The 19691-nt window shown below is 74.4% G+C and carries 18 protein-coding genes; 11 read left to right on the plus strand and 7 right to left on the minus strand.

The window, feature by feature from the left end:
- The first annotated feature begins 48 nt into the window (after positions 1-48).
- Positions 49-1086: a LacI family DNA-binding transcriptional regulator gene (locus FGI33_RS12725; RefSeq protein WP_119433889.1), complete on the plus strand. Its 1038-nt coding sequence runs from the start codon at positions 49-51 to the stop codon at positions 1084-1086.
- A gap of 43 nt (positions 1087-1129) precedes the next feature.
- Here FGI33_RS12725 and FGI33_RS12730 read toward each other — a convergent pair whose 3' ends face one another.
- Complete coding sequence (locus FGI33_RS12730) at positions 1130-2116, minus strand: LacI family DNA-binding transcriptional regulator (RefSeq protein ID WP_119433888.1); 987 nt, start codon at positions 2114-2116, stop codon at positions 1130-1132.
- A 216-nt stretch (positions 2117-2332) separates the two neighbouring features.
- Between FGI33_RS12730 and rhaI the strand changes: the two genes are divergently transcribed.
- The 4 genes from rhaI to FGI33_RS12750 all read left to right on the plus strand — a co-directional run bounded on the left by rhaI (position 2333) and on the right by FGI33_RS12750 (position 8383).
- On the plus strand, positions 2333-3502 hold the full coding sequence (gene rhaI / locus FGI33_RS12735) for an L-rhamnose isomerase (protein ID WP_119433887.1): 1170 nt from the start codon (positions 2333-2335) through the stop codon (positions 3500-3502).
- Positions 3503-3567: 65 nt separating this feature from the next.
- Positions 3568-5604 carry a bifunctional aldolase/short-chain dehydrogenase gene (locus FGI33_RS12740; RefSeq protein ID WP_119433886.1) on the plus strand — a complete coding sequence of 679 codons (2037 nt, stop codon included), beginning with the start codon at positions 3568-3570 and terminating at the stop codon, positions 5602-5604.
- A 28-nt stretch (positions 5605-5632) separates the two neighbouring features.
- Entirely contained in the window at positions 5633-7093 is a 1461-nt protein-coding gene (locus FGI33_RS12745) for a rhamnulokinase (RefSeq protein ID WP_119433885.1), read from the plus strand.
- Positions 7094-7144: 51 nt separating this feature from the next.
- Positions 7145-8383 carry an alpha-hydroxy acid oxidase gene (locus FGI33_RS12750; protein ID WP_119433884.1) on the plus strand — a complete coding sequence of 413 codons (1239 nt, stop codon included), beginning with the start codon at positions 7145-7147 and terminating at the stop codon, positions 8381-8383.
- 55 nt (positions 8384-8438) lie between these two features.
- Here FGI33_RS12750 and FGI33_RS12755 read toward each other — a convergent pair whose 3' ends face one another.
- The 5 genes from FGI33_RS12755 to FGI33_RS12775 form a co-directional block, all read right to left on the minus strand.
- The gene (locus FGI33_RS12755) at positions 8439-10601 is read right to left on the minus strand and encodes an iron ABC transporter permease (RefSeq protein WP_237581980.1); all 2163 of its coding nucleotides are present in this window, start codon (positions 10599-10601) and stop codon (positions 8439-8441) included.
- A gap of 14 nt (positions 10602-10615) precedes the next feature.
- Positions 10616-11605, minus strand: a complete 990-nt coding sequence (locus FGI33_RS12760; protein WP_119435135.1) for an iron-siderophore ABC transporter substrate-binding protein — start codon at positions 11603-11605, stop codon at positions 10616-10618.
- The gene (locus FGI33_RS12765; protein WP_119435134.1) at positions 11602-12504 is read right to left on the minus strand and encodes an ABC transporter ATP-binding protein; all 903 of its coding nucleotides are present in this window, start codon (positions 12502-12504) and stop codon (positions 11602-11604) included. Before FGI33_RS12765 ends, FGI33_RS12760 begins: the two co-directional genes overlap by 4 nt.
- 67 nt (positions 12505-12571) lie before the next feature.
- Complete coding sequence (locus tag FGI33_RS12770; RefSeq protein ID WP_119435133.1) at positions 12572-13312, minus strand: SGNH/GDSL hydrolase family protein; 741 nt, start codon at positions 13310-13312, stop codon at positions 12572-12574.
- 206 nt (positions 13313-13518) lie between these two features.
- Positions 13519-14571: an amidohydrolase family protein gene (locus FGI33_RS12775; protein ID WP_237581981.1), complete on the minus strand. Its 1053-nt coding sequence runs from the start codon at positions 14569-14571 to the stop codon at positions 13519-13521.
- Positions 14572-14815: 244 nt separating this feature from the next.
- On the opposite strand from FGI33_RS12775, the gene FGI33_RS12780 reads away from it, so the two are divergent.
- The 6 genes from FGI33_RS12780 to FGI33_RS12805 all read left to right on the plus strand — a co-directional run bounded on the left by FGI33_RS12780 (position 14816) and on the right by FGI33_RS12805 (position 18928).
- The gene (locus tag FGI33_RS12780) at positions 14816-15094 is read left to right on the plus strand and encodes a hypothetical protein (protein WP_237581982.1); all 279 of its coding nucleotides are present in this window, start codon (positions 14816-14818) and stop codon (positions 15092-15094) included.
- Positions 15095-15215: 121 nt separating this feature from the next.
- Complete coding sequence (locus tag FGI33_RS12785) at positions 15216-16244, plus strand: LacI family DNA-binding transcriptional regulator (protein WP_237581983.1); 1029 nt, start codon at positions 15216-15218, stop codon at positions 16242-16244.
- 162 nt (positions 16245-16406) lie between these two features.
- Positions 16407-17141 (plus strand): 2'-5' RNA ligase family protein, encoded by a 735-nt coding sequence (locus FGI33_RS12790; RefSeq protein WP_119434653.1) that lies wholly within the window; start codon positions 16407-16409, stop codon positions 17139-17141.
- A 413-nt stretch (positions 17142-17554) separates the two neighbouring features.
- Entirely contained in the window at positions 17555-17974 is a 420-nt protein-coding gene (locus tag FGI33_RS12795) for a BLUF domain-containing protein (protein ID WP_119434652.1), read from the plus strand.
- A 79-nt stretch (positions 17975-18053) separates the two neighbouring features.
- A complete protein-coding gene (locus FGI33_RS12800; RefSeq protein ID WP_119434651.1) occupies positions 18054-18692 on the plus strand; it encodes a hypothetical protein in 639 nt (212 codons plus the stop codon).
- The gene (locus tag FGI33_RS12805; RefSeq protein ID WP_119456960.1) at positions 18692-18928 is read left to right on the plus strand and encodes a helix-turn-helix domain-containing protein; all 237 of its coding nucleotides are present in this window, start codon (positions 18692-18694) and stop codon (positions 18926-18928) included. The genes FGI33_RS12800 and FGI33_RS12805 overlap by 1 nt, the downstream gene beginning before the upstream one ends.
- Positions 18929-18954: 26 nt before the next feature.
- Here the strand turns inward: FGI33_RS12805 and FGI33_RS12810 are convergent, their stop codons facing one another.
- Positions 18955-19395, minus strand: coding sequence for a DUF1905 domain-containing protein (locus FGI33_RS12810; protein ID WP_119434650.1), 441 nt, complete (start codon positions 19393-19395; stop codon positions 18955-18957).
- Positions 19396-19691 lie beyond the last annotated feature (296 nt).

Here is a 19691-nt window from a genome sequence, read left to right on the forward strand (position 1 = left end):
TCGTGTCAAGTCGCGATCCGATCACGGGACGGTACGCTCGGTCGCACCATGACGGCTTCCCCGACGACTCCCCCGCGCCGTGCGCCGCTGATGTCGGATGTGGCGAAGCTCGCGGGAGTCTCCATCGGGACGGTCTCCAACGTGCTGAACAGCCCGACGGCCGTCCGCGCGAGCACCCGGGAGAGGGTCCTCGACGCGATCTCGACCCTCGGCTTCGTCCCGAACAGCACCGCGCGCAGCCTCGCGGTGGGGCGCGGGACCGCGATCGGCTTCATCGCGGTCGACCTCGGGAACTCCTACTTCCTCGACATCTCCCGCGGCATCGAGCAGGAGGCCGACGCGCTCGGGCGGCGCGTGCTGCTCGCCAACTCGGACGTGGATCTCGGCAAGCAGACGGCGCACCTCGAGCTGTTCGAGCAGGCGCGCGCCGCGGGCATCGTCCTGGCCCCGTTCGACGGCCCCCTGGACGAGGTCCGCACGCTGCGGCGCCGGGGGACCAGGGTCGTCTTCGTCAACTGGCCCGGCGTCGACGGGGAGAGCTGCGGCGTCGTCGTCGACGAGGTCCTGGGGGGCGAGCTCTCCGCGCAGCACCTGATCGACCAGGGCCGGACCCGGCTGGCCTTCATCGGCGGCCCCTTCAGCCTCACCGCCGTGCGGGACCGGTTCGAGGGGGCGTCGCGTGCGGTCCGCGCAGCCGCCGGCGTGACCCTGGAGCTCATCACCACGACCAAGCTCACCGTGCCGCCGGGGATCGCCATCGGCCGGGAGCTCGCGGCGCGGCCGCCGTCCGCGCGCCCCGACGGGATCGTCTCCGCGTCGGACGCCCTGGCCGCCGGGATCGTGCAGTCCATGGTCGTCGAGGGCGTCCGCGTCCCCGAGGACGTGGCGATCGTCGGCTACGACGACAACCACTTCGCGGACAGCACGCTGCTCCCGCTCTCCACCGTGGGGCAGCCGGGCGTCGAGATGGGACACCGGGCCATGCGCCTGCTGGCCGAGGAGATCACCGCGCCGACGGAGCACGTCCACGAGACGGTGACGCTCTCGCCGCGTCTCATCGTCCGCGCCAGCAGCGCCTCCGCCTGACACCGACGACGCGGCATAGAGCGCAGGGGCCTTCGGTGGTGCCTCATCCCGCGGTGGAAGCCCGGACGACGAGCTCGGGCTGGAAGAGCACCTGCCGCGGCACGTCGCCGAGCAGGAGGTCGACCGCGGTGGCGCCGATGAGCGCGCTGGGCTGGCGGATGCTCGACAGGGGCACGACGGTCGCACTCGCGAAGGCGATGTCGTCGTAGCCGATGAGGGCGATGTCCTCGGGTACGCGGATGTCGCCCAGCAGCGCCAACGCCTGGAGGACGCCGACGGCGACGAGGTCGTTCGCGGCGAAGATCGCGTCGGGGCGCTCCCCTGGATCGCGGTCGGCGATCGCGCGCCCCGCCTCCCGTCCGGCCAGGACCGAGAGCCCCGCGGTGGGGATCTCCTCGAGGGTGGCTCCGGGGACGGCGGCGACCGCGGCGCGCGCCCCCGATACGCGGTCAGACACCTGTCGGATGGACGTCGGCCCTCCGAGGACGGCGATGCGACGGCGGCCGAGCTGCAGGAGGTGCCCCACCGCGAGGCGGCCGCCGGCCGCGTCGTCGACGGCGACTGACGAGTGCTCGGGATCGTCGGCCTCGCGGTCGACCAGGACGCAGGGGATCCCGTGCGCGCGGAGCCGCGCGATGCGGGCCGAGCCCTCGCCCTGCGGGGAGATGAGGACGCCCGTGACCCGCTGCTCCTCGAACAGGTCGATGTAGGCGTCCTCCCTCCCGGCGTCCCCGTCGGTGCTGCCGAGCAGCACGGCGAGGCCCGCGTCCGCGGCACGGGCCTGGGCACCGCGGGCGAGCTCGGCGAAGAACGGGTTCCCGGAGTCGAGGACGACGAGGCCGATGCTCCGGCTCCGGCCCGCGCGCAGCTGCCGTGCGGCGTCGTTGCGGACGAAGCCGAGCTCGGCGATGGCGGACTGCACCTTCCGCACGGCGTCGGGGTTGACCCGCTCCGGCCGGTTGAGGACGTTGGACACCGTCCCGACCGAGACGCCGGCCCGCGCGGCGACGTCGCGGATGCTCACGGACACGTCGGCTCCTCGCCACGGGATCGGGGATGGAGGACGGGGGATGCCACGGCCTCGGGTCCCGAGGCTATGCCATGGCGGTCTCGCGGCCGAGGCAGCGCGGGGCGGTCGGCGCCCACCTCGTTGACAGTCTGTGGAGCGGCGGACTACTGTCGCAGACGAACTGATGAAACGATTCATCGGCTGCCTTCCTCCATCGTCGCAGACAAGGACTCCCCCGTGACCGACCTCGGCCCCGACATCCTCCGCCAGCTCGAGCAGCAGGCCATCGAGCTGCCCTCCTGGGCGTTCGGCAACGCCGGCACGCGCTTCAAGGTCTTCACGACGCCGGGCACGCCGCGCACCATCAAGGAGAAGATCTCCGACGCCGCGACGGTGCACGAGCTCACCGGGCTCTCCCCGACGGTCGCGCTGCACATCCCCTGGGACCGGGTGGACGACTACGCGGCTCTCGGCGACTTCGCCGCGTCGAAGGGCGTGCGGCTCGGCACGATCAACTCGAACACGTTCCAGGACGACGACTACAAGTTCGGGTCGCTCACGCACTCGGATCCGGTCATCCGGCAGAAGGCGATCGACCACCACCTCGCCTGCATCGACATCATGGACGCGACCGGATCCCGCGACCTCAAGATCTGGCTCGCCGACGGGTCGAACTACCCGGGCCAGCAGGACATCCGCGGCCGCCAGGACCGCCTCGCCGACTCCCTCGCGGAGATCTACGCACGCCTCGGAACGGACCAGCGGATGGTGCTCGAGTACAAGTTCTTCGAGCCGGCGTTCTACCACATGGACGTCCCGGACTGGGGCACCAGCTACGCGCACGTGGCCGCCCTCGGGGACCGGGCGCTCGTGTGCCTGGATACCGGTCACCACGCGCCGGGCACCAACATCGAGTTCATCGTCGCCCAGCTGCTGCGCCTCGGGAAGCTCGGCTCGTTCGACTTCAACTCGCGCTTCTACGCCGACGACGACCTCATCGTCGGCGCGGCCGACCCGTTCCAGCTGTTCCGGATCCTCTACGAGGTCGTCCGCGGCGGCGGCTACGGGCCCGACTCCCCCGTCGCGTTCATGCTCGACCAGTGCCACAACGTCGAGGACAAGATCCCCGGTCAGATCCGCTCCGTGCTCAACGTGCAGGAGATGACGGCGCGCGCGCTCATGGTCGACCGCGCGGCGCTCGAGCAGGCGCAGCTCGCCGGCGACGTGCTGGGCGCGAACGGGATCCTCATGGACGCGTTCTACTCCGACGTGCGCCCGTCGCTGGCCGCGTGGCGGGAGAGCCGGGGTCTCCCCGCCGACCCCATGCAGGCCTACGCCGCGTCCGGACGCGCGGAGCGGCTCGCCGAGGAGCGGGTCGGCGGCACGCAGGCCGGCTGGGGCGCCTGACGCGTCGCCGCCTCCCTCACCTCCAACCTCTCGCTCCCCCCTCAGGACAGGAACCTCCGAACCCCATGACGAACGACACCGCCGCTGAGCTCATCGCCCGATCGAACCGCCTGGGTGCCGACCCCAGGAACACGAACTACGCGGGAGGCAACACCTCCGCGAAGGGCACGGCCACGGATCCCGTCACCGGGGAGCCTGTCGAGCTGCTCTGGGTGAAGGGGTCGGGTGGGGACCTCGGCACGCTGACCGAGTCGGGCCTCGCGGTCCTGCGGCTCGACCGCCTCCGCGCGCTGGCGAACGTGTACCCGGGCGTCGAGCGCGAGGACGAGATGGTCGCCGCCTTCGACTACACGCTGCACGGCAAGGGCGGTGCCGCGCCGTCCATCGACACCGCGATGCACGGTCTCGTCGACGCCGCGCACGTCGACCACCTGCACCCTGACTCCGGCATCGCCTTCGCGACCGCCGCCGACGGCGAGCGACTCACCGCCGAGGCGTTCGGCGGAACCGTCGCCTGGGTACCGTGGCGTCGACCCGGATTCCAGCTCGGGCTCGACATCGCCGCGATCAAGGCGGCGAACCCCGGCGTGATCGGCGCGATCCTCGGCGGCCACGGGATCACCGCATGGGGCGACACGAGCGAGGAGGCGGAGGCGAACTCCCTCCGCATCATCGAGACCGCATCCGCCTACATCGCGGAGCACGGCACCCCGGAGCCGTTCGGTCCCGCGCTCGACGGCCACGCCGCCCTGCCCGAGGAGGAGCGCCGCGCCAAGGCCGCCGCACTCGCCCCGCACCTGCGGGCGATCGCTTCCCAGGACCGCCCCCAGGTCGGCCACTTCACCGACTCGGCGGAGGTCCTCGACTTCCTCGCCAGCACGGAGCACCCGCGCCTCGCCGCGCTCGGCACCTCCTGCCCGGACCACTTCCTCCGCACCAAGGTGAAGCCCCTCGTCGTCGATCTGCCGGCGACGGCGCCCGTCGAGGAGATCCTCCAGCGCCTCCCCGCGCTGCACGACGCCTACCGGGCCGACTACCAGGCCTACTACGACGCGCACGCGACGCCCGAGAGCCCGGCGATCCGCGGGGCCGATCCGCTGATCGTCCTGATCCCCGGCGTCGGCATGTTCTCGTACGGCGCGAACAAGCAGACCGCGCGCGTGGCGGGCGAGTTCTACGTCAACGCGATCAACGTCATGCGCGGCGCCGAGGCGATCTCGACCTACGCGCCCATCGACGAGGCGGAGAAGTTCCGCATCGAGTACTGGGCGCTCGAGGAGGCGAAGCTGCAGCGGATGCCAAAGCCGAAGCCCCTCGCGTCCCGCATCGCGCTCGTGACCGGCGCCGCGTCGGGCATCGGCAAGGCCATCGCCACCCGCCTCGCCGCGGAGGGCGCATGTGTCGTCATCGCGGACCTCGACCTCGCCAAGGCCCAGGCCGCTGCCGCCGAGCTGGGACCCGCGGACGTCGCGGTCGGTGTCGCGGCGAACGTGTCCGACGCCGCAGCGGTGAAGGCCGCCGTCGACGCGACGGTCCTCGCGTTCGGCGGGCTCGACCTCGTCGTCAACAACGCCGGGCTCTCGCTGTCGAAGTCGCTGTTCGACACGACCGAGGCCGACTGGGACCTGCAGCACGACGTGATGGCCAAGGGCTCGTTCCTCGTCTCCCAGGCCGCGGCACGCGTGCTCGTCGACCAGGGGCTCGGGGGCGACATCATCTACATCTCCTCGAAGAACTCCGTCTTCGCGGGCCCGAACAACATCGCCTACTCCGCCACGAAGGCCGACCAGGCCCACCAGGTGCGCCTCCTCGCTGCGGAGCTCGGCGAGCACGGCATCAAGGTGAACGGCATCAACCCCGACGGCGTCGTCCGCGGCTCCGGGATCTTCGCCTCCGGGTGGGGCGCCAACCGCGCCAAGACCTACGGGATCGAGGAGGAGGACCTGGGCGCGTTCTACGCGAAGCGCACCATCCTCAAGCGGGAGGTCGTCCCCGAGAACGTGGCGAACGCCGTGTTCGCGCTCTGCACCTCAGACTTCTCGCACACGACCGGTCTGCACGTGCCCGTCGATGCGGGCGTCGCGGCCGCGTTCCTCCGATGACGCATGTCGGCGCCGCGAGGGCACGCGGATGGTGAAGCAGGTAGCGGCCGTCGATCTCGGCGCGAGCAGCGGCCGCGTGATCCTCGGCAGCGTCGACGTCGGCGGCATCCGACTCCGCCACATCGCGCGGTTCGCCAACCGCCCCGTCCCCCTGCACGAGAGCGCGCCCGACGCGTCCGGCCTGCACTGGGACACGACCGGGCTCTGGCGGTCCGTCCTCGACGGCCTCGGCGCTGCCGTCCGCGACGCCGATGAGCTGGTCTCCATCGGCGTGGACTCGTGGGCGGTGGACTACGCGCTCCTGCGCGGCGGGAGGATGCTCGGTACGCCCTACCACTACCGCGACGCGCGAACCGCGGCGGGAGTGGCGGCCGCGCACAGGCGCATCTCCGCTGAGGACCTCTTCGCCCGCACCGGATTGCAGCACCTACCCTTCAACACGGTGTTCCAATTGACCGCCGACCGGCTCAGCGGCACGTTGCCGCTCGCCGACCGGGCCCTGCTCATGCCGGACCTGCTTGCCTGGTGGCTCACCGGCGTGCAGGCGACGGAGGTCACCAACGCGTCGACGACTGGCCTCGTGTCGCCTATCACCGGCACCCTCGACCTCACGCTCCTGGACCTCCTCAGCATCCCGCGCGATATGTTCGCGCCCTTCATCGAGCCCGGAGCGACGCTGGGGTCGCTGCTGCCGTCGATCAGAGGCGCCATCGGAGCAGGCGATGCGGTCAGCGTGACCGCGGTGGGGTCGCACGACACCGCATCCGCCGTGGTCGCCGTGCCCATGATCGGAGACAGCGCCGCGTACATCTCCAGCGGGACGTGGTCGCTCGTCGGTCTCGAGCTCCACCGCCCGCTGCTCACTGAGGACGCCCGTCTGGCCGGGTTCACCAACGAAGGCGGCGTCGACGGCACCACGCGCCTCCTCCGCAACGTGTCCGGGCTGTGGCTCCTCAGCGAGTCGATGCGGGCATGGGACGGCGCGGGATCCACAGATTCCGAGCGCAGCAGCGACCTCGCCACCCTCCTCGACGAAGCCGCGAGCGTCCCGGGACTCGTGCCGACGTTCGACATCCAGGACCCGCGCTTCACCCCGCCCGGCAACATGCCGACGCGCATCGCCGCCTGGTTCGAAGAACACGACGTGCCAGTGCCCGCCACGCGTGCTGCGCTCGTCCGCAGCATCCTGGAATCGCTCGCCGAGACCTACGCGGCGACCCTCCGGGATGCGGAACGCATCTCCGGCCGCACCGTCCGGGAGGTCCACGTCGTCGGCGGCGGATCCCAGAACGCCCTCCTGTGCCAGCTCACCGCTGACCGCACGGGGCTCCCCGTGCTCGCAGGACCGGTGGAGGCGACGGCAATCGGCAACATCCTCGTGCAAGCCCGATCCCAGGGTCTTGCGAGCGGCTCCCTGGAGTCGCTTCGCTCCCTCGTCCTACAGTCGTACCCGCCGGTCCGGTACCGACCAAGGACCCGCGCCCGCTGAGCGTAACGACCACTCCCCCGCATCCGATTCCACAGAAAGGGCGGCGCGCACATGGTGCAACGTCAGTTCCCCAAGCCCGTCGAGCTCCTCGAGTACCTGAGCTTCAAGAGGCCCGAGCTCGACGGCCGGAAGCGCCGGCTCGACGCGGCGCTCACCATCGAGGACCTGCGGACGATCGCGAAGCGCCGCACGCCGAAGGCCGCGTTCGACTACACCGACGGATCCGCGGAGGGCGAGATCTCCATCGCCCGCGCCCGCCAGGCGTTCGAGGACGTCGAGTTCCACCCGCAGGTGCTGCGGGACGTCGCGGCGGTCGACACCACGGCGACGGTCCTGGGGGCTCCGTCGGCCCTGCCCTTCGGCATCGCGCCGACCGGCTTCACCCGGTTGATGCAGACCGAGGGCGAGACCGCGGGGGCGGGGGCGGCGGCGGCCGCGGGCATCCCCTTCACCCTGTCGACCCTCGGCACCACCTCCATCGAGGACGTGAAGGAGGTGAACCCGGACGGCCGGAACTGGTTCCAGCTGTACGTGATGCGCGACCGCGACATCTCCTACGGGCTCGTCGAGCGGGCTGCCGCCGCCGGGTTCGAGACGCTCTTCTTCACGGTCGACACGCCTGTCGCCGGCGCGCGCCTCCGGGACAAGCGCAACGGCTTCTCGATCCCGCCGCAGCTCACGGTCGGCACTGTCCTGGATGCGCTCCCCCGCCCGTGGTGGTGGTACGACTTCCTCACCACGAAGAAGCTCGAGTTCGCGTCCCTCAGCTCGACGGGCGGCACCGTGGGAGACCTCCTCGACCTCGCCATGGATCCCACGATCAGCTTCGACGACCTGCGGATCATCCGCGGGATGTGGCCCGGGAAGCTCGTGGTGAAGGGCGTGCAGAGCCTCGAGGACGCGAGGAGGTTCGTCGAAGCGGGCGTCGACGGCATCGTGCTCTCCAACCACGGCGGCCGCCAGCTCGACCGCGCCCCGATCCCCTTCCACCTGCTGCCCGAGGTGGTGCGCGAGATCGGGTCCGACAGTGAGGTGATGGTCGACACGGGCATCATGAACGGCGCCGACATCGTCGCGTCCGTCGCCCTCGGGGCGAGGTTCACGCTCATCGGCCGCGCCTACCTCTACGGCCTGATGGCCGGCGGGCGTCAGGGCGTGGACCGCACCATCGCGATCCTGTCGGACCAGATCGTCCGCACCATGAAGCTCCTCGGCGCGCATTCGCTCGAGGAGCTGACCCCGCAGCACGTCACCCAGCTCGAGAGGCTGCAGCCGCGCGCGCGTCCGTGACGCCGGCGGGCGCGGGTGCCGCGCCGCGGGCGGCGCCGACCGTCGTCCCGCGGGTTCAGCGCCCCCGGGCCGTCCGCCCGCGCCACAGCAGCCACACGAAGTACGGCGTGCCGACGAGCGCGGTCACGAGGCCGGCGCCGAGCTGGCCCGGGGCGATCACGGTACGGCCGAGCAGGTCGGCGAGGGTCACGAGGGCGGCGCCCAGCAGGATCGCGACGGGCACGACGCGCGCGTGGCGCGATCCGACGAGCGCGCGGGCCGCGTGCGGCGCGACCAGGCCGACGAAGCCGATCACGCCGACCGCGGCGACCGCCGTCGCCGTGAGCACCACCGCGATGGAGAGCGCGAGCAGGCGCGCGCGGCCGAGCCCGACGCCGAGGAGGCGCGGGGTGTCGTCGTCGAGGGCGACGAGATCCAGCATCCGGTGCCGCGGGGCCGCCACGGCCACGGCGAGCACGAGGGCGACCAGCACCGGCAGGGCGTCGTCGAAGCCGCGGCCGTAGGTGGATCCGGAGAGCCAGGTGAGCGCCTTCGCCCCGTTGAACGGGTCGGTGAGCACGATGATCATGCTGATGGCCGCGGCCGTGCCCGCCGAGACGCCGACGCCGATGAGCACCAGCCGGTTCTGCGGGAAGCCGCCGCGCGCGGCGAGGCCGAAGACGACGGCCGCCGCGGCGAGCGCCCCGAGTCCGGCCGCGCCCGCGATGCCCCAGCCGGACGCGAGGGGCGCGCTGGTCACGAACAGCACGGCGCCGAGGCCCGCGCCGCCGGAGACGCCGAGGATCGCGGGATCCGCGAGCGGGTTGCGGGTCACGGCCTGCACGAGCACGCCCGCCAGCGCGAGCGCCGCGCCCGCGAGCACGGCGGCGAGCACGCGCGGCACGCGGGTGTCGAGCACGTAGCTGACGACGGGACCGGCCGTGCCGCGGATCCCGTTGACGACGTCGCCGAGGAGCAGCTTCGCGTCGCCGAGGAGCACGGACGCGACGAGCAGCCCGACGAGCACCGCGACTAGCGCGCCGACCACGAGCGCGGCGCGACGGCGGGTGATCACGCCGTGCCGCTCGGTGGGCGCGGGCGTCGCGCTGTCGCGCGTGCGCACGGCCAGCACCACGAGCACGACCGCGCCGATGAGGGAGGTGACGAGCCCGGTCGGCACCGCGACCGATGCCTCGGCGCCGACGACCGCGCGCAGCAGCACGTCGGCGAGCAGCACGACCGCCGCGCCCATGAGCCCGGCGACGGGGATGAAGACCCACGAGCGGCGGACGCCCGGCACGAGCCGCCGCAGCGGCCGCACGAACGCGGGCGCGTACAGGCCGACGAAACCGATGGGGCCGGCGACCGTCACGGCCGCGGCGGCGAGCAGCACCGAGGCGAGCACGGCGATCACGCGGGTCGCGCGCACGTCGACGCCGAGGCTGCGGGCGGCGTCGTCGCCGAGCCCGAGCGCGTCGAGCCGGCGGGTGATGAGGAGCAGGATCCCGAGCGCGACCACCACGACGGGCGCCATCTGCGCGACCGCGTCGAACCCGTTCTGGCCGATGCCGCCCTGGCCCCAGCGGTAGAGGCCACTGGTCTGCTGCGGGAAGAGGAGGAGGAGCGCGCTGGTGACGGATCCGAGGCCGAGCGCGAGCGCGCTGCCCGCGAGCACGAGGCGCACCGTGCCGGATCCGAGGCCCGAGACCGCGAGCACGACCGCCGCCGCGACGAGGCCGCCGACGAACGCGACGCCCGCGCCGGCGAGCACCGGCAGCGTGAGCCCGGTGACCGCCGCGACCGCGAGGGCCGCGTAGGCGCCGGCGTTCACGGCGAGGGTGTCGGGCGAGGCGAGCACGTTGCGGCTCACGGCCTGGAGGGCCGCGCCGGCCGCGCCGAGGGCGAGGCCGACGAGGATCCCGGCCGCCATGCGCGGCAGCCGCGACGCCACCACGACGGACGCGTCGCCCGGGGTCGCGCGCCCGGTGAGCGCCTCCCACACCTCGCGTGGGCCGACCGCGGCGGTGCCCTGGGTGACGTCGATCACCGCGAGCACCGCCACGACGAGCGCGAGGAGGGCGACGACCGCGACCGCCCGCACCGGGATCCGGCCGGCCCCGTCGGCGCGCGCGACGGCGGCGAGCGCGGGGGCGGGATCCGGGATCGACGCCGGGCCGACGGACGCGGACGCCGGGGAGGCGTCGGTCGACGGGGGCGCGGTGCGGACGGGAGCGGTCATCGGAGGGGTGCGGGTCAGCCGGCCAGCAGGTCGGACACGGCCGTCGCGTACGCCGTCATCGACGCCGGGCCGCCGAACGCCCAGATGCCGTCGGGCATGCGGTGCACGTCGCCCGCCGTCACGAACGGGAGCGACTGCCAGACGGCATTGCCCGCGAGCGTGGAGGCGAACGGGTCGTCGCCCTGCGTGGCGTTGGAGTTGTAGAGGAACTGCACGTCGCCGACCGTCGTGAGGCCCTCGACGTCGGTGGATCCGAGGCCGTAGGCGGGGTCGACCTCGCCCGTCCACGCGTTCTCGAGGCCGAGCTCGGTGGTGACGTCGCCGATGAGCGAGCCCGTGCCGAACGGACGGATGGTGACGGCGCCGGCGTCCACGTACGCGTCCGCGAACAGGAACTTGGATCCCGCGAGCCCGGCGGCGTCGAGCTTCGCCTTCGCGTCGGTGACGGCCTGGTCGTAGGCGTCGATGACCTTCGTCGCCTGGTCCTCGGTGCCCGTCGCCTTCGCGATGAGCTCGAGGTTGTCCTCGCTCTGCTGGATCTGCTTGCTGCCGTCGGCCGACTCGACCTGCAGCACGGGCGCGATCGCCTTCAGCTGCTCGATGGCGTCCACGGGCAGGTCGGTGGTCGCGACGATGAGGTCGGGCGCGAGCGACGCGATGGTCTCCACGCTCGGCTCGCCGCGCGTGCCGATGTCGGCGGGCTCGTTCACGAGCGGGACGGCCGCGGACCACGCGCCGTAGCCCGCGACGTCCGCGACGCCGACGGGGTCCACGCCCAGCGACACGAGGTTCTCCACGACGTTCCACTCGGTGCCGACGACCTTGGTCGCGGGCCCGTCGAGCGTCACCTCCGCGCCGGTACCGTCGGTGAGCGTGACCTGCTCGCCGCTCGGGGTGGATCCGGCGCCCGTGGATGCCTCCTCGGTGGTGCCGCATGCGGTCAGCGTGAGCGCTGTCGCGGCGGCGAGGGCGGTCATCGCCAGGGTTCGTCGTCTCGTGATCACGGGTGGAGCCTCTCGTTCCTGTGGTGGTGGCGGGCGACCGCGCGGGTGCGCAGGCTGCCCGTCGTCGGGTCCGCGTGGACCTCGACGGGGATGCCGTAGACCTCCGTGAGGAGGTCGGGGGTGAGCACCTCGGATGGGGTGCCGGTCTTGACGATCCGGCCGTCCGAGAGCAGCGCGACGGTGTCGGCGAGCGCGGCGGCCTGATCGAGGTCGTGGAGGACGACGCCGACGGCGATGCGCCCGTCGTCGGCGAGGTCGCGCACCAGGTCGAGGAGCTCGACCTGGTAGCGGAGGTCGAGGTACGTGGTGGGCTCGTCGAGGAGGAGCACCCCCGTCTCCTGGGCGAGGCAGCTCGCGAGCCACACGCGCTGGAGCTGGCCGCCGGAGAGCTGGTCGACGCCGCGGTCGGCGAGGGCGGCGAGGCCGGTGAGGTCGAGCGCGCGATCCACGGCCGTGCGGCCCTCGGGATCCGCCCCGCCGAAGCGCCCGCGGTGCGGGTAGCGGCCGAACTCGACGACGTCGCGGACGCTCAGGCCGCCGGGCGTCGGGCGTCCCTGCGTGAGGAGCGCGACGCGGCGGGCGAAGCGGCGGAGGGAGAGGTCGAGGGCGTCGGACTCGCGAGCCTCGCCGCCGTCCTCGCGCAGCACGAGCGATCCGGAGCGCGCCGCCTGGAGCCGGGCCATCGTGCGCAGCAGCGTCGACTTGCCGCTGCCGTTCGGGCCGACGAGCGCGGTGACGCAGCCGGGCCGGATCTCGAGCCCCGCGCCGTGCACGACCTCCGCGTCGCCGTACGCGACCGTGATGTCGCGGGCCTCGAGGGCGGAGGCGGCGGGTGACTCGGGCGTCGGATCCGGGTCCGCGGCGCGCGCGAGCGGAGCGGTGGAGGCGGGGAGGGTCACGCAGGTGAGGTTAGCCTAACCTCACCATCCGGGACAAGCCGGGCGAGGGTCCGGCCGCCGTCGGTGCTCAGGCCCGCGCCGCGACGAGCGCCTCCGAGAGGTGCGCGCCCCACGAGCGGTAGGTGCGCTGGTACCGGCGCTCCTCCGACTCCGGCCGCCACAGCGCGCGCGTGAGCTCCTCGGGAAACGGGACGGCGCGCGTGCACGGGAGGCCGGCGATGGCCTCGCGCGTGTGCCGGTTCAGGGCCTGCGCGTGGAGGCCCGCCGCGAGGCGCGCCGGCTGCGAGAGGCTCCCGGCGTTGTCGAGCGGCGGGATGTCGGCGACGAGGATCCACGCGTCCCGCGGCAGGTGCGCCCGCAGCGCCTCGATGGCGCTCCGCATCTGCCGGCTCCATGCGCGGGTGGAGGTGACGCGCAGCACGTCGGTGATCCCGGCGAGCAGCACGACCGCGTCCGCCCGCGCGAGCTCGCCCTCGACGGTCGCGATCACGGCGGGCGCCTCGCGGAGGCACGAGCGCGGCAGGGGCGCGATCGACCAGGCGACGCCACGTCCCGTGCGCGTCGCGTGGTGCCGGGCGAGGAACGCGGGGAGGGCGATCTCGTGGGTGCGCACGCCGAGGCTGATCATGCCCATCTCGCCGACCACCGCGATCCGGTCGGGGTCCGGGCCCGCGACGGTGCCGTGCGCGGCGTCGTCCGGGTGGATGTCGCCGGACGCGTCCGAGCGGCGGTAGAGGAACTCCCCCACCCGGGCGGCGATGCCGGGGAGGGCGAGGACGGGCAGGAGGAGGGCGGGGATTCGGGGCATGGGGGTCCTGGGCAGCGGGCGGATCCGGCGCGCTCCGCTCCCGGGACGCCGTCGTGCGGCGGCCCGCGCGGAGGGGCGGGAGGGTCGCGGAGAGCGCGCTCTCCGTCGTGCGCACGGGTGGTGGATCCATGCGGCCCGGGGTCCAGGGGATGCTCCACCCTAGACGCGCGTCCTGGGCACCGACCCGCTCCGCGGAGGTCCGTCGCTCAGCGGAGATCGGCGGGCCCGAGCCGGTGCGCCCCACGCAGCCAGGCGACGAGCTCCCCCGCCGTGGCGTCCGGGGACGACGGCAGCGGATCCGCGCTCGCCAGCGCGTGCGCGATGCCGCCCGGCGCGCTGCCCAGCACGGCGTCGAGGAGCGCAGCGCCCCGCAGCCCGACCTCGCCCAGCAGCTCGACCTCGCGCGCGTTCAGGCCGACCGGGAGGTCGCCGTTGCCGAGGTCGGTGCCGTGGGCGACCCGGCCGCCGAGCGCGACGTAGCGGCGCGCGTTGTCGAGGGCCGTCGCGAGGTCGGCGCCCTCGTGGATCGCCAGGGTCGAGATCCAGAGCGCGCCCTGCGCCGCGGATGCCCGCAGCGTGGCGTCGTCGAGCCGCTCGGTCCACGGCACGTGCACGAGCGCGTCGGCGCCCGCCCGGATCGCGCGCGCCGCCTGCCCCGCGCCCTCCGCGTGCACGGCCGCGGGCAGCCCGGCGTCGTGCGCGGCGTCGACCAGCGCGGCCAGGACGTCGTCGGCGAGGAGCGGACCGCCGTCGTGCAGCACGATCTTCACCGCGACGGATCCACCCGCCCGCGCCGCGGTGACGGCCGCCGCCGCGTCCTCCGCCCGCGCCACCTCGCGCACCGCGGCGGCCGGCGCCCACGGCCGGTCCGAGGGGTAGCCGCCCGGGGCGGTGTGGAACGGACCCGCGTAGCGGACGTCCACCCCGGTAGGCGGCCGGGCGGCGATGCGCGCGATCTCCGCCGGATCCCACCCGAGATCGACCACGGCCGTGACGGGCGAGCCGGCGAGCGCCGCGTGGTCCACGAGCCCCAGGTGCACGTGCCGATCCACGACGCCGCCGCTCACCGACAGGTCGAGCCGCCCGAGCGCGTCCTCGGCCGGGTCGGCCAGCGCGACGCGACCGCCGGCGATCCGCACGGCGACCTCGCGGTGGATCCGATCGAGCCGCAGCTCCCGCACCCGCCAGACGCCGCCGGGCACCGCATCCCCACCCGTCATGGCGTCAGCCGTCCGCGCGGGTCGGCGGATCGAGGTCATGGGCCGAGCGTAGGCCGCGCCGACGTCCGGACCGGGTCGGCCGAGCCGTGCTGCGGATCCCGGTCCGCGCCGCGGCATGTGCAGGGGCCGCGACGGCCTATCCGCGCGGCCCGTAGCCTCGTGCCCCTCCCGTCCGAGCCGCAGCCCGAGGTCCCATGCCGCACGCCCCGCACCCGCGCACGCCGCCCGGCGTCGGCCCGTCACGCCGCGGCCGTCCGCGCCGCGCCCCTCGGGGAGGCCGCGCGTGCTGAGCAGCCCCGACCGCGACGACGACCTCCTGCAGGAGCGGCTGCGCGCCCTCCACGACGTCTGGCCCGGGGATCCGGCCGACGACGACCCGCTCCGCGCGACCCGACGTGCGACGGCCGCCGCGGACTCCGGCGGGACCACCGCGGCGCGGCCGCCCGTCCTCCTCCGCCTGGCCGGGCGCGCGGTGCTCCGCCGCCTCGGATCCAGCGCGTCCGGCCTCCCGCTCCCGCGCCGGCTCCCGCCCGACGAGGACCCGCCGGCCGCGCGCCCCTGACCCTCCCCCGCACGGCGCCCCCGCATCGCTAGCGTGGACACGTGCCCTCCGCCGCCCGCCGCCCCGCGCCCGACCCGCGCTCCGCAGCCGCCCCCGGGTCCTCCCCCGCGCGGATCCCCGCATGAGCCGCCCCGGCGCCGCCCCCACCATCCACGACGTCGCCGCGCGCGCGGGCGTCTCCAAGTCCGTCGTCTCGCGCGCCCTCTCCGGCGCGCCGGGCGTCGCCGCCGCCACGGAGCGGGCGGTCCGCGACGCCGCCGCCGCCATCGGCTACGTCGCCAACGCCCACGCCCGCGGGATGTCCGCGCACCGCACCCACACGCTCGGCGTGCTCGTGCGCGACGCGTCCACGCCCTTCTACGGGCACCTGCTCACGGCGCTCCAGCAGCGGGCCTCCGAGCGCGGCTACCGGGTCGTGACCGCCACGGGCTTCGGCGCGTTCGACGTCGAGGAGGAGCGCAAGGCCCTCGAGACGCTCGTCTCGCTGCAGGTCGAGGGGCTCGTCGTGTGCAGCGGCGCGCTCCCGGTCGCCGACATCCTGCCGTCCGCGCGGCGGATCCCCACGGTCGTCGCCGGCCGCCCCGAGGTCGACGCGTCGCTCAGCAGCGTCTACTGCGACGAGACGACGGGCGGCCGCGGCCTCGCCGATCACGTGGCGTCGCTCGGCCACCGCCGCGTCGCCGTCGTCACGCTCGCGCCCGTCCTCTCCCTCACGATCTCCGCCCGCACCTTCGCGATGCTCGACCGCCTCCGCGACCTCGACCTCGACGTGGTGCACGTGCGCGGCGAGGAGCACGCGGACGGGCACATCGACGGCGCCGACGGCATCGCGCAGGCGATCGTCGACGCGGGCGGCGTGACCGCGATCATGGCCCCGAGCGACATCTGGGCCCTCGCGATCCTCGACGGCCTAGGCCGCCGCGGCATCACCGCCCCGGCGGACGTCTCCATCACCGGCTACGACGGACTGCCGCCCTTCACGAGCGAGCTCCTCGGCTTCACCACCTGGCGCCAGCCGATCCCCGTGATCGGCGCCCTCGCCGTCGACGCCGTGGTCTCCCGCATCGACGGCACCGTCACGGGCACCCGCCACACCGCGGTCGACGGCGAGCTGATCCCGGGCCGCACGGCCGTGCCCCTCCGCGCCTGACGGCCGCCACGCGGCCGCCGGACGGGCGTCGATCCCGCACGCACCACCCGTCCACCCGCCGTTCACCCCGCGGCCGCTCCCACCCACCCGTGGTGTGCCACCGTGGTCGTCGCATCGTAGGGAACGTTCCCTGCGCCCGATCGACGCCCTGGAGGATCCCGCATGGACCACGACGACCCCACCGCCTACGCGCTCGCCGCCCCCGACACCGCGCCCGCGTCGGCCGCCCGGGTCGACGGCCGCGCGCACCCCTCCGCGCTCCCCCGCGACGACAGCGACCCGTTCCGCTACGGGATCTTCCTGCGCCCGGACCCCCGCACCTGCCGCGCCGTCACCGTGGTCACCGACCAGCTCCGGGCGCAGTACGGGCTCGTCTCCGCCGGCGCGTTCCCGCCCCACGCGACCCTGGTCGGCAGCCAGCCGCTCGGCCGCGACGAGGACCTCGTCATCGACGCCGTGACGGAGCTGCTGGCCGGCCGCCCCGCCTTCCCCGTGCACAACGCCGGCGTCCGCGAGCAGGGCGTCGGCTTCGTCTACGACGTCGACGGGACCCCCGACGGGTCGCGGAACGCCGACCTCCTCGCGCTCGCGGCCGACATCGACCGCGTCGTCGCGCCCTTCCGCCGGCCCATGTCGTCGCCCGAGCTGCACGAGTTCGACCCCGAGCGCTTCCGCGCCCACCTCTCGCTCGCCTCGCACGACCTCTACGTGCGCCCCGACCTGCACGACGAGGTGGGCGCCTTCATCCGCGAGCTCGACGAGCCCGTGCCCACCGGCTTCGTCGGCGACACGGTCGTCATGTACCGCACGGCCAGCCCGGACTGGTCCGGCCGCTGGTGGACGACGCTCACCTGGGAGCACGTGCGCACCTGGACCCTCGGCGGCACCGCCCGCTGACCCCGGATCCACGGCGGCCCGCGCTTCTCACCCTCGCCTCACCCTCGGATCACCCGCAATTCGTGCGCGACATGTCCCCCTAAATGAGGACCGGCGTCGTAGAGTCATCTCAGCACAGCGGGTTCCCCCCGATGCCGCCGTGCGAATGGATACCCGAGGAGCTCCCCGCCGCGTCCCCCCGCCCGCGGGGCAGCTCATCAGATCCCTCCGCGACCCGACCCGAACGGACGCGGCAGCAGCAGGAGCCCGGCGCGCGCCGTACCCGCGGACGCGTCGGGCTCTTGTGCGCTCACCCCCGCGACGGACGGGATGCCGGACGGTCGTCGATGTCCGGCTCCCGCCGTCCGCGCGCGTCCCGTCTCCCGACGACCGCCGCGACGCGCCAGGATGGGAGGACGGCCTGAGGGGGATCCATGCGCACGACCGTCTACACGAGCACCGCCACGCGGCACCTGACCGACGACGACCTCGCGGAGCTGCTGCGGCAGTGCGCGCGGAACAACGACAGGACGGGCCTCACCGGGCTGCTCCTCCATCGCGACGGCCGCTTCATGCAGGTGCTCGAGGGCCCGGACGACGCGGTGCAGGACGTCTTCGCCACCATCGCGGCGGATCCGCGCCACGGCGAGGTGCGCCTGCTGCTCGACGAGCAGATCCCCGCCCGGCAGTTCCCCGCCTGGTCGATGGGCTTCCGCACGGTCGACGACGCGACCGTGCGCGAGCTGCACGGCTACGACGACTTCCTCGACAAGCCGGCGTCCGCCGCCGAGCGCCCCGACGCGCCGTCCCGCGCCCGCTGGCTGCTGGAGTGGTTCCGCACGCACCCGGCGTGATCCCCGCGGGCCTCGACACGGGGCCGCGCGCGTGCGACCATATCGACATTCGTTGTAACGATGATCGATGGGACATGACATGGGACGCTCGCCTCTCGCCGGCACCGGATCGTCCGCGCGCCTCACCCGCGGCGTCCTGTGGGCGGCCCTCGCGATCGCCGTGCTCGTGCTGATCCTGGTGGCCGCGGCCGCCGTCGCGAGCGCGGTGGAGACCGTGCGGACGGGGGTCGTGCACACGTCGCTCGAGATGCGCGGATCCCTGCCGGCCGAGGCCGACGCCGGCCCCGCCGACCTCCGATCGGGCGCCTACCGCACGGCCGAGGTCGCGGTGGGCGCTCTGCCCGGCGGGATCGTCGCGCTGCACGTCGTCCGCATCGCGCTCGACGCCTCCGTGGGCATCGCGCTCGCGGGCACGGTCGCGATCCTCGCCCGCCGGCTGCTCCGACCGGATCCGCTCGCCCGCCGTCTCAGCCTCGTGGTGACGCTCGCGGGCGGCACCGTCATGATCGCGGCGCTACTCTCGCTCGCCGCGCGCACCGGCGTGGCCTGGATGGTCGGCGACGCGCTCAACGACCCGGCCGCGGGGCTCGAGGGCTTCTGGCCGGTGGTCGCGGAGGTCGACGCGTCGACCATCGCGCTCGGCTTCGCCCTGATGATCGTGGGCCTCGTGGTGGAGCACGGCGAGACCCTGCAGCGCGACACCCGCGGCCTCGTCTGATGGGCGCCGACGACGACGCCCCCACCGGCGTCCACTGCCGCCTCGACGAGCTGCTCGCCGCGCGCGGCATGACGCTGACGCGGCTGAGCGCGATCGTGGGCGTGAGCCAGGTCAACCTCTCGGTGCTGAAGAACGACCGCGCCCGGGCGATCCGCTACTCGACGCTCGTCGCGGTCTGCCGTGCGCTCGAGTGCGAGATCGGCGACCTGCTGGTGCTGGATCCGCCGACGGCTTGACGCGCGCGACCCGTCGGCCGTCGGACTCAGCCGCGCAGCGCCGCGAGCGCCTTCTCGACCCGGCGCGCGCGGGTCTCGTCGGTCTTGGCCTCGGCGATCGGATCCACGAGGGCGCGCTGCCGGCTCGACGACAACGCGTGGAACGCCTCCGCGAGGGCCGGCTCCGCGGCGAGCGCGGCCGCGACCTCCTCCGGGACCACGGCCTCGCGCGGCGCGGCGTCGAGCTCGATGGTGACCTCCACCTCGTCGTCGGCGGCGACGCCCGACGCGGCGCGGTGCGCGGCGCTGAGCGGGATCAGGTGCTCGCCGCCCATCGTGCCGACGCTCGTGCGGTACGTGTAGCCCGCGACGGTCACGACGACGGCGGGGCGCTTCCCGGCGCCCAGCTCGTCGAGGGCCTCCGCAGGCACGGGGAGGCCGGTCGCGTTGACGCGGGCCTGCATGACGCGGGTGCGGAAGGTGGGCATGGCTGCTCCTCGGCGAGCGGGCGCGGCGCGGGTCGTCGCGATGGACCCGAGGCTAGGCCCGGGCATCCGGCTCCGTCGAGACGGCGACCGTGGACTTCGCGTTCCGGCCCGCCTCATCGCCGGACCCCGCCGGGCGGCCCCCTCCCGGCGCCTCCCTCGACGGCGCCGCCGCACGGGACGAGGCGCCCGGCCGCGACGGGTCCTGACGCGCGCGCGACAGGCGAGCAGGTAGGTTGTCCAGATGCGCGCGGGCGCCGGACGCCCGCCCACCGGTCCGGGCGCCGCGCATCCGGACG

The organism is Clavibacter phaseoli (assembly GCF_021922925.1).
GTDB classification, from domain to species: Bacteria; Actinomycetota; Actinomycetes; order Actinomycetales; family Microbacteriaceae; genus Clavibacter; species Clavibacter phaseoli.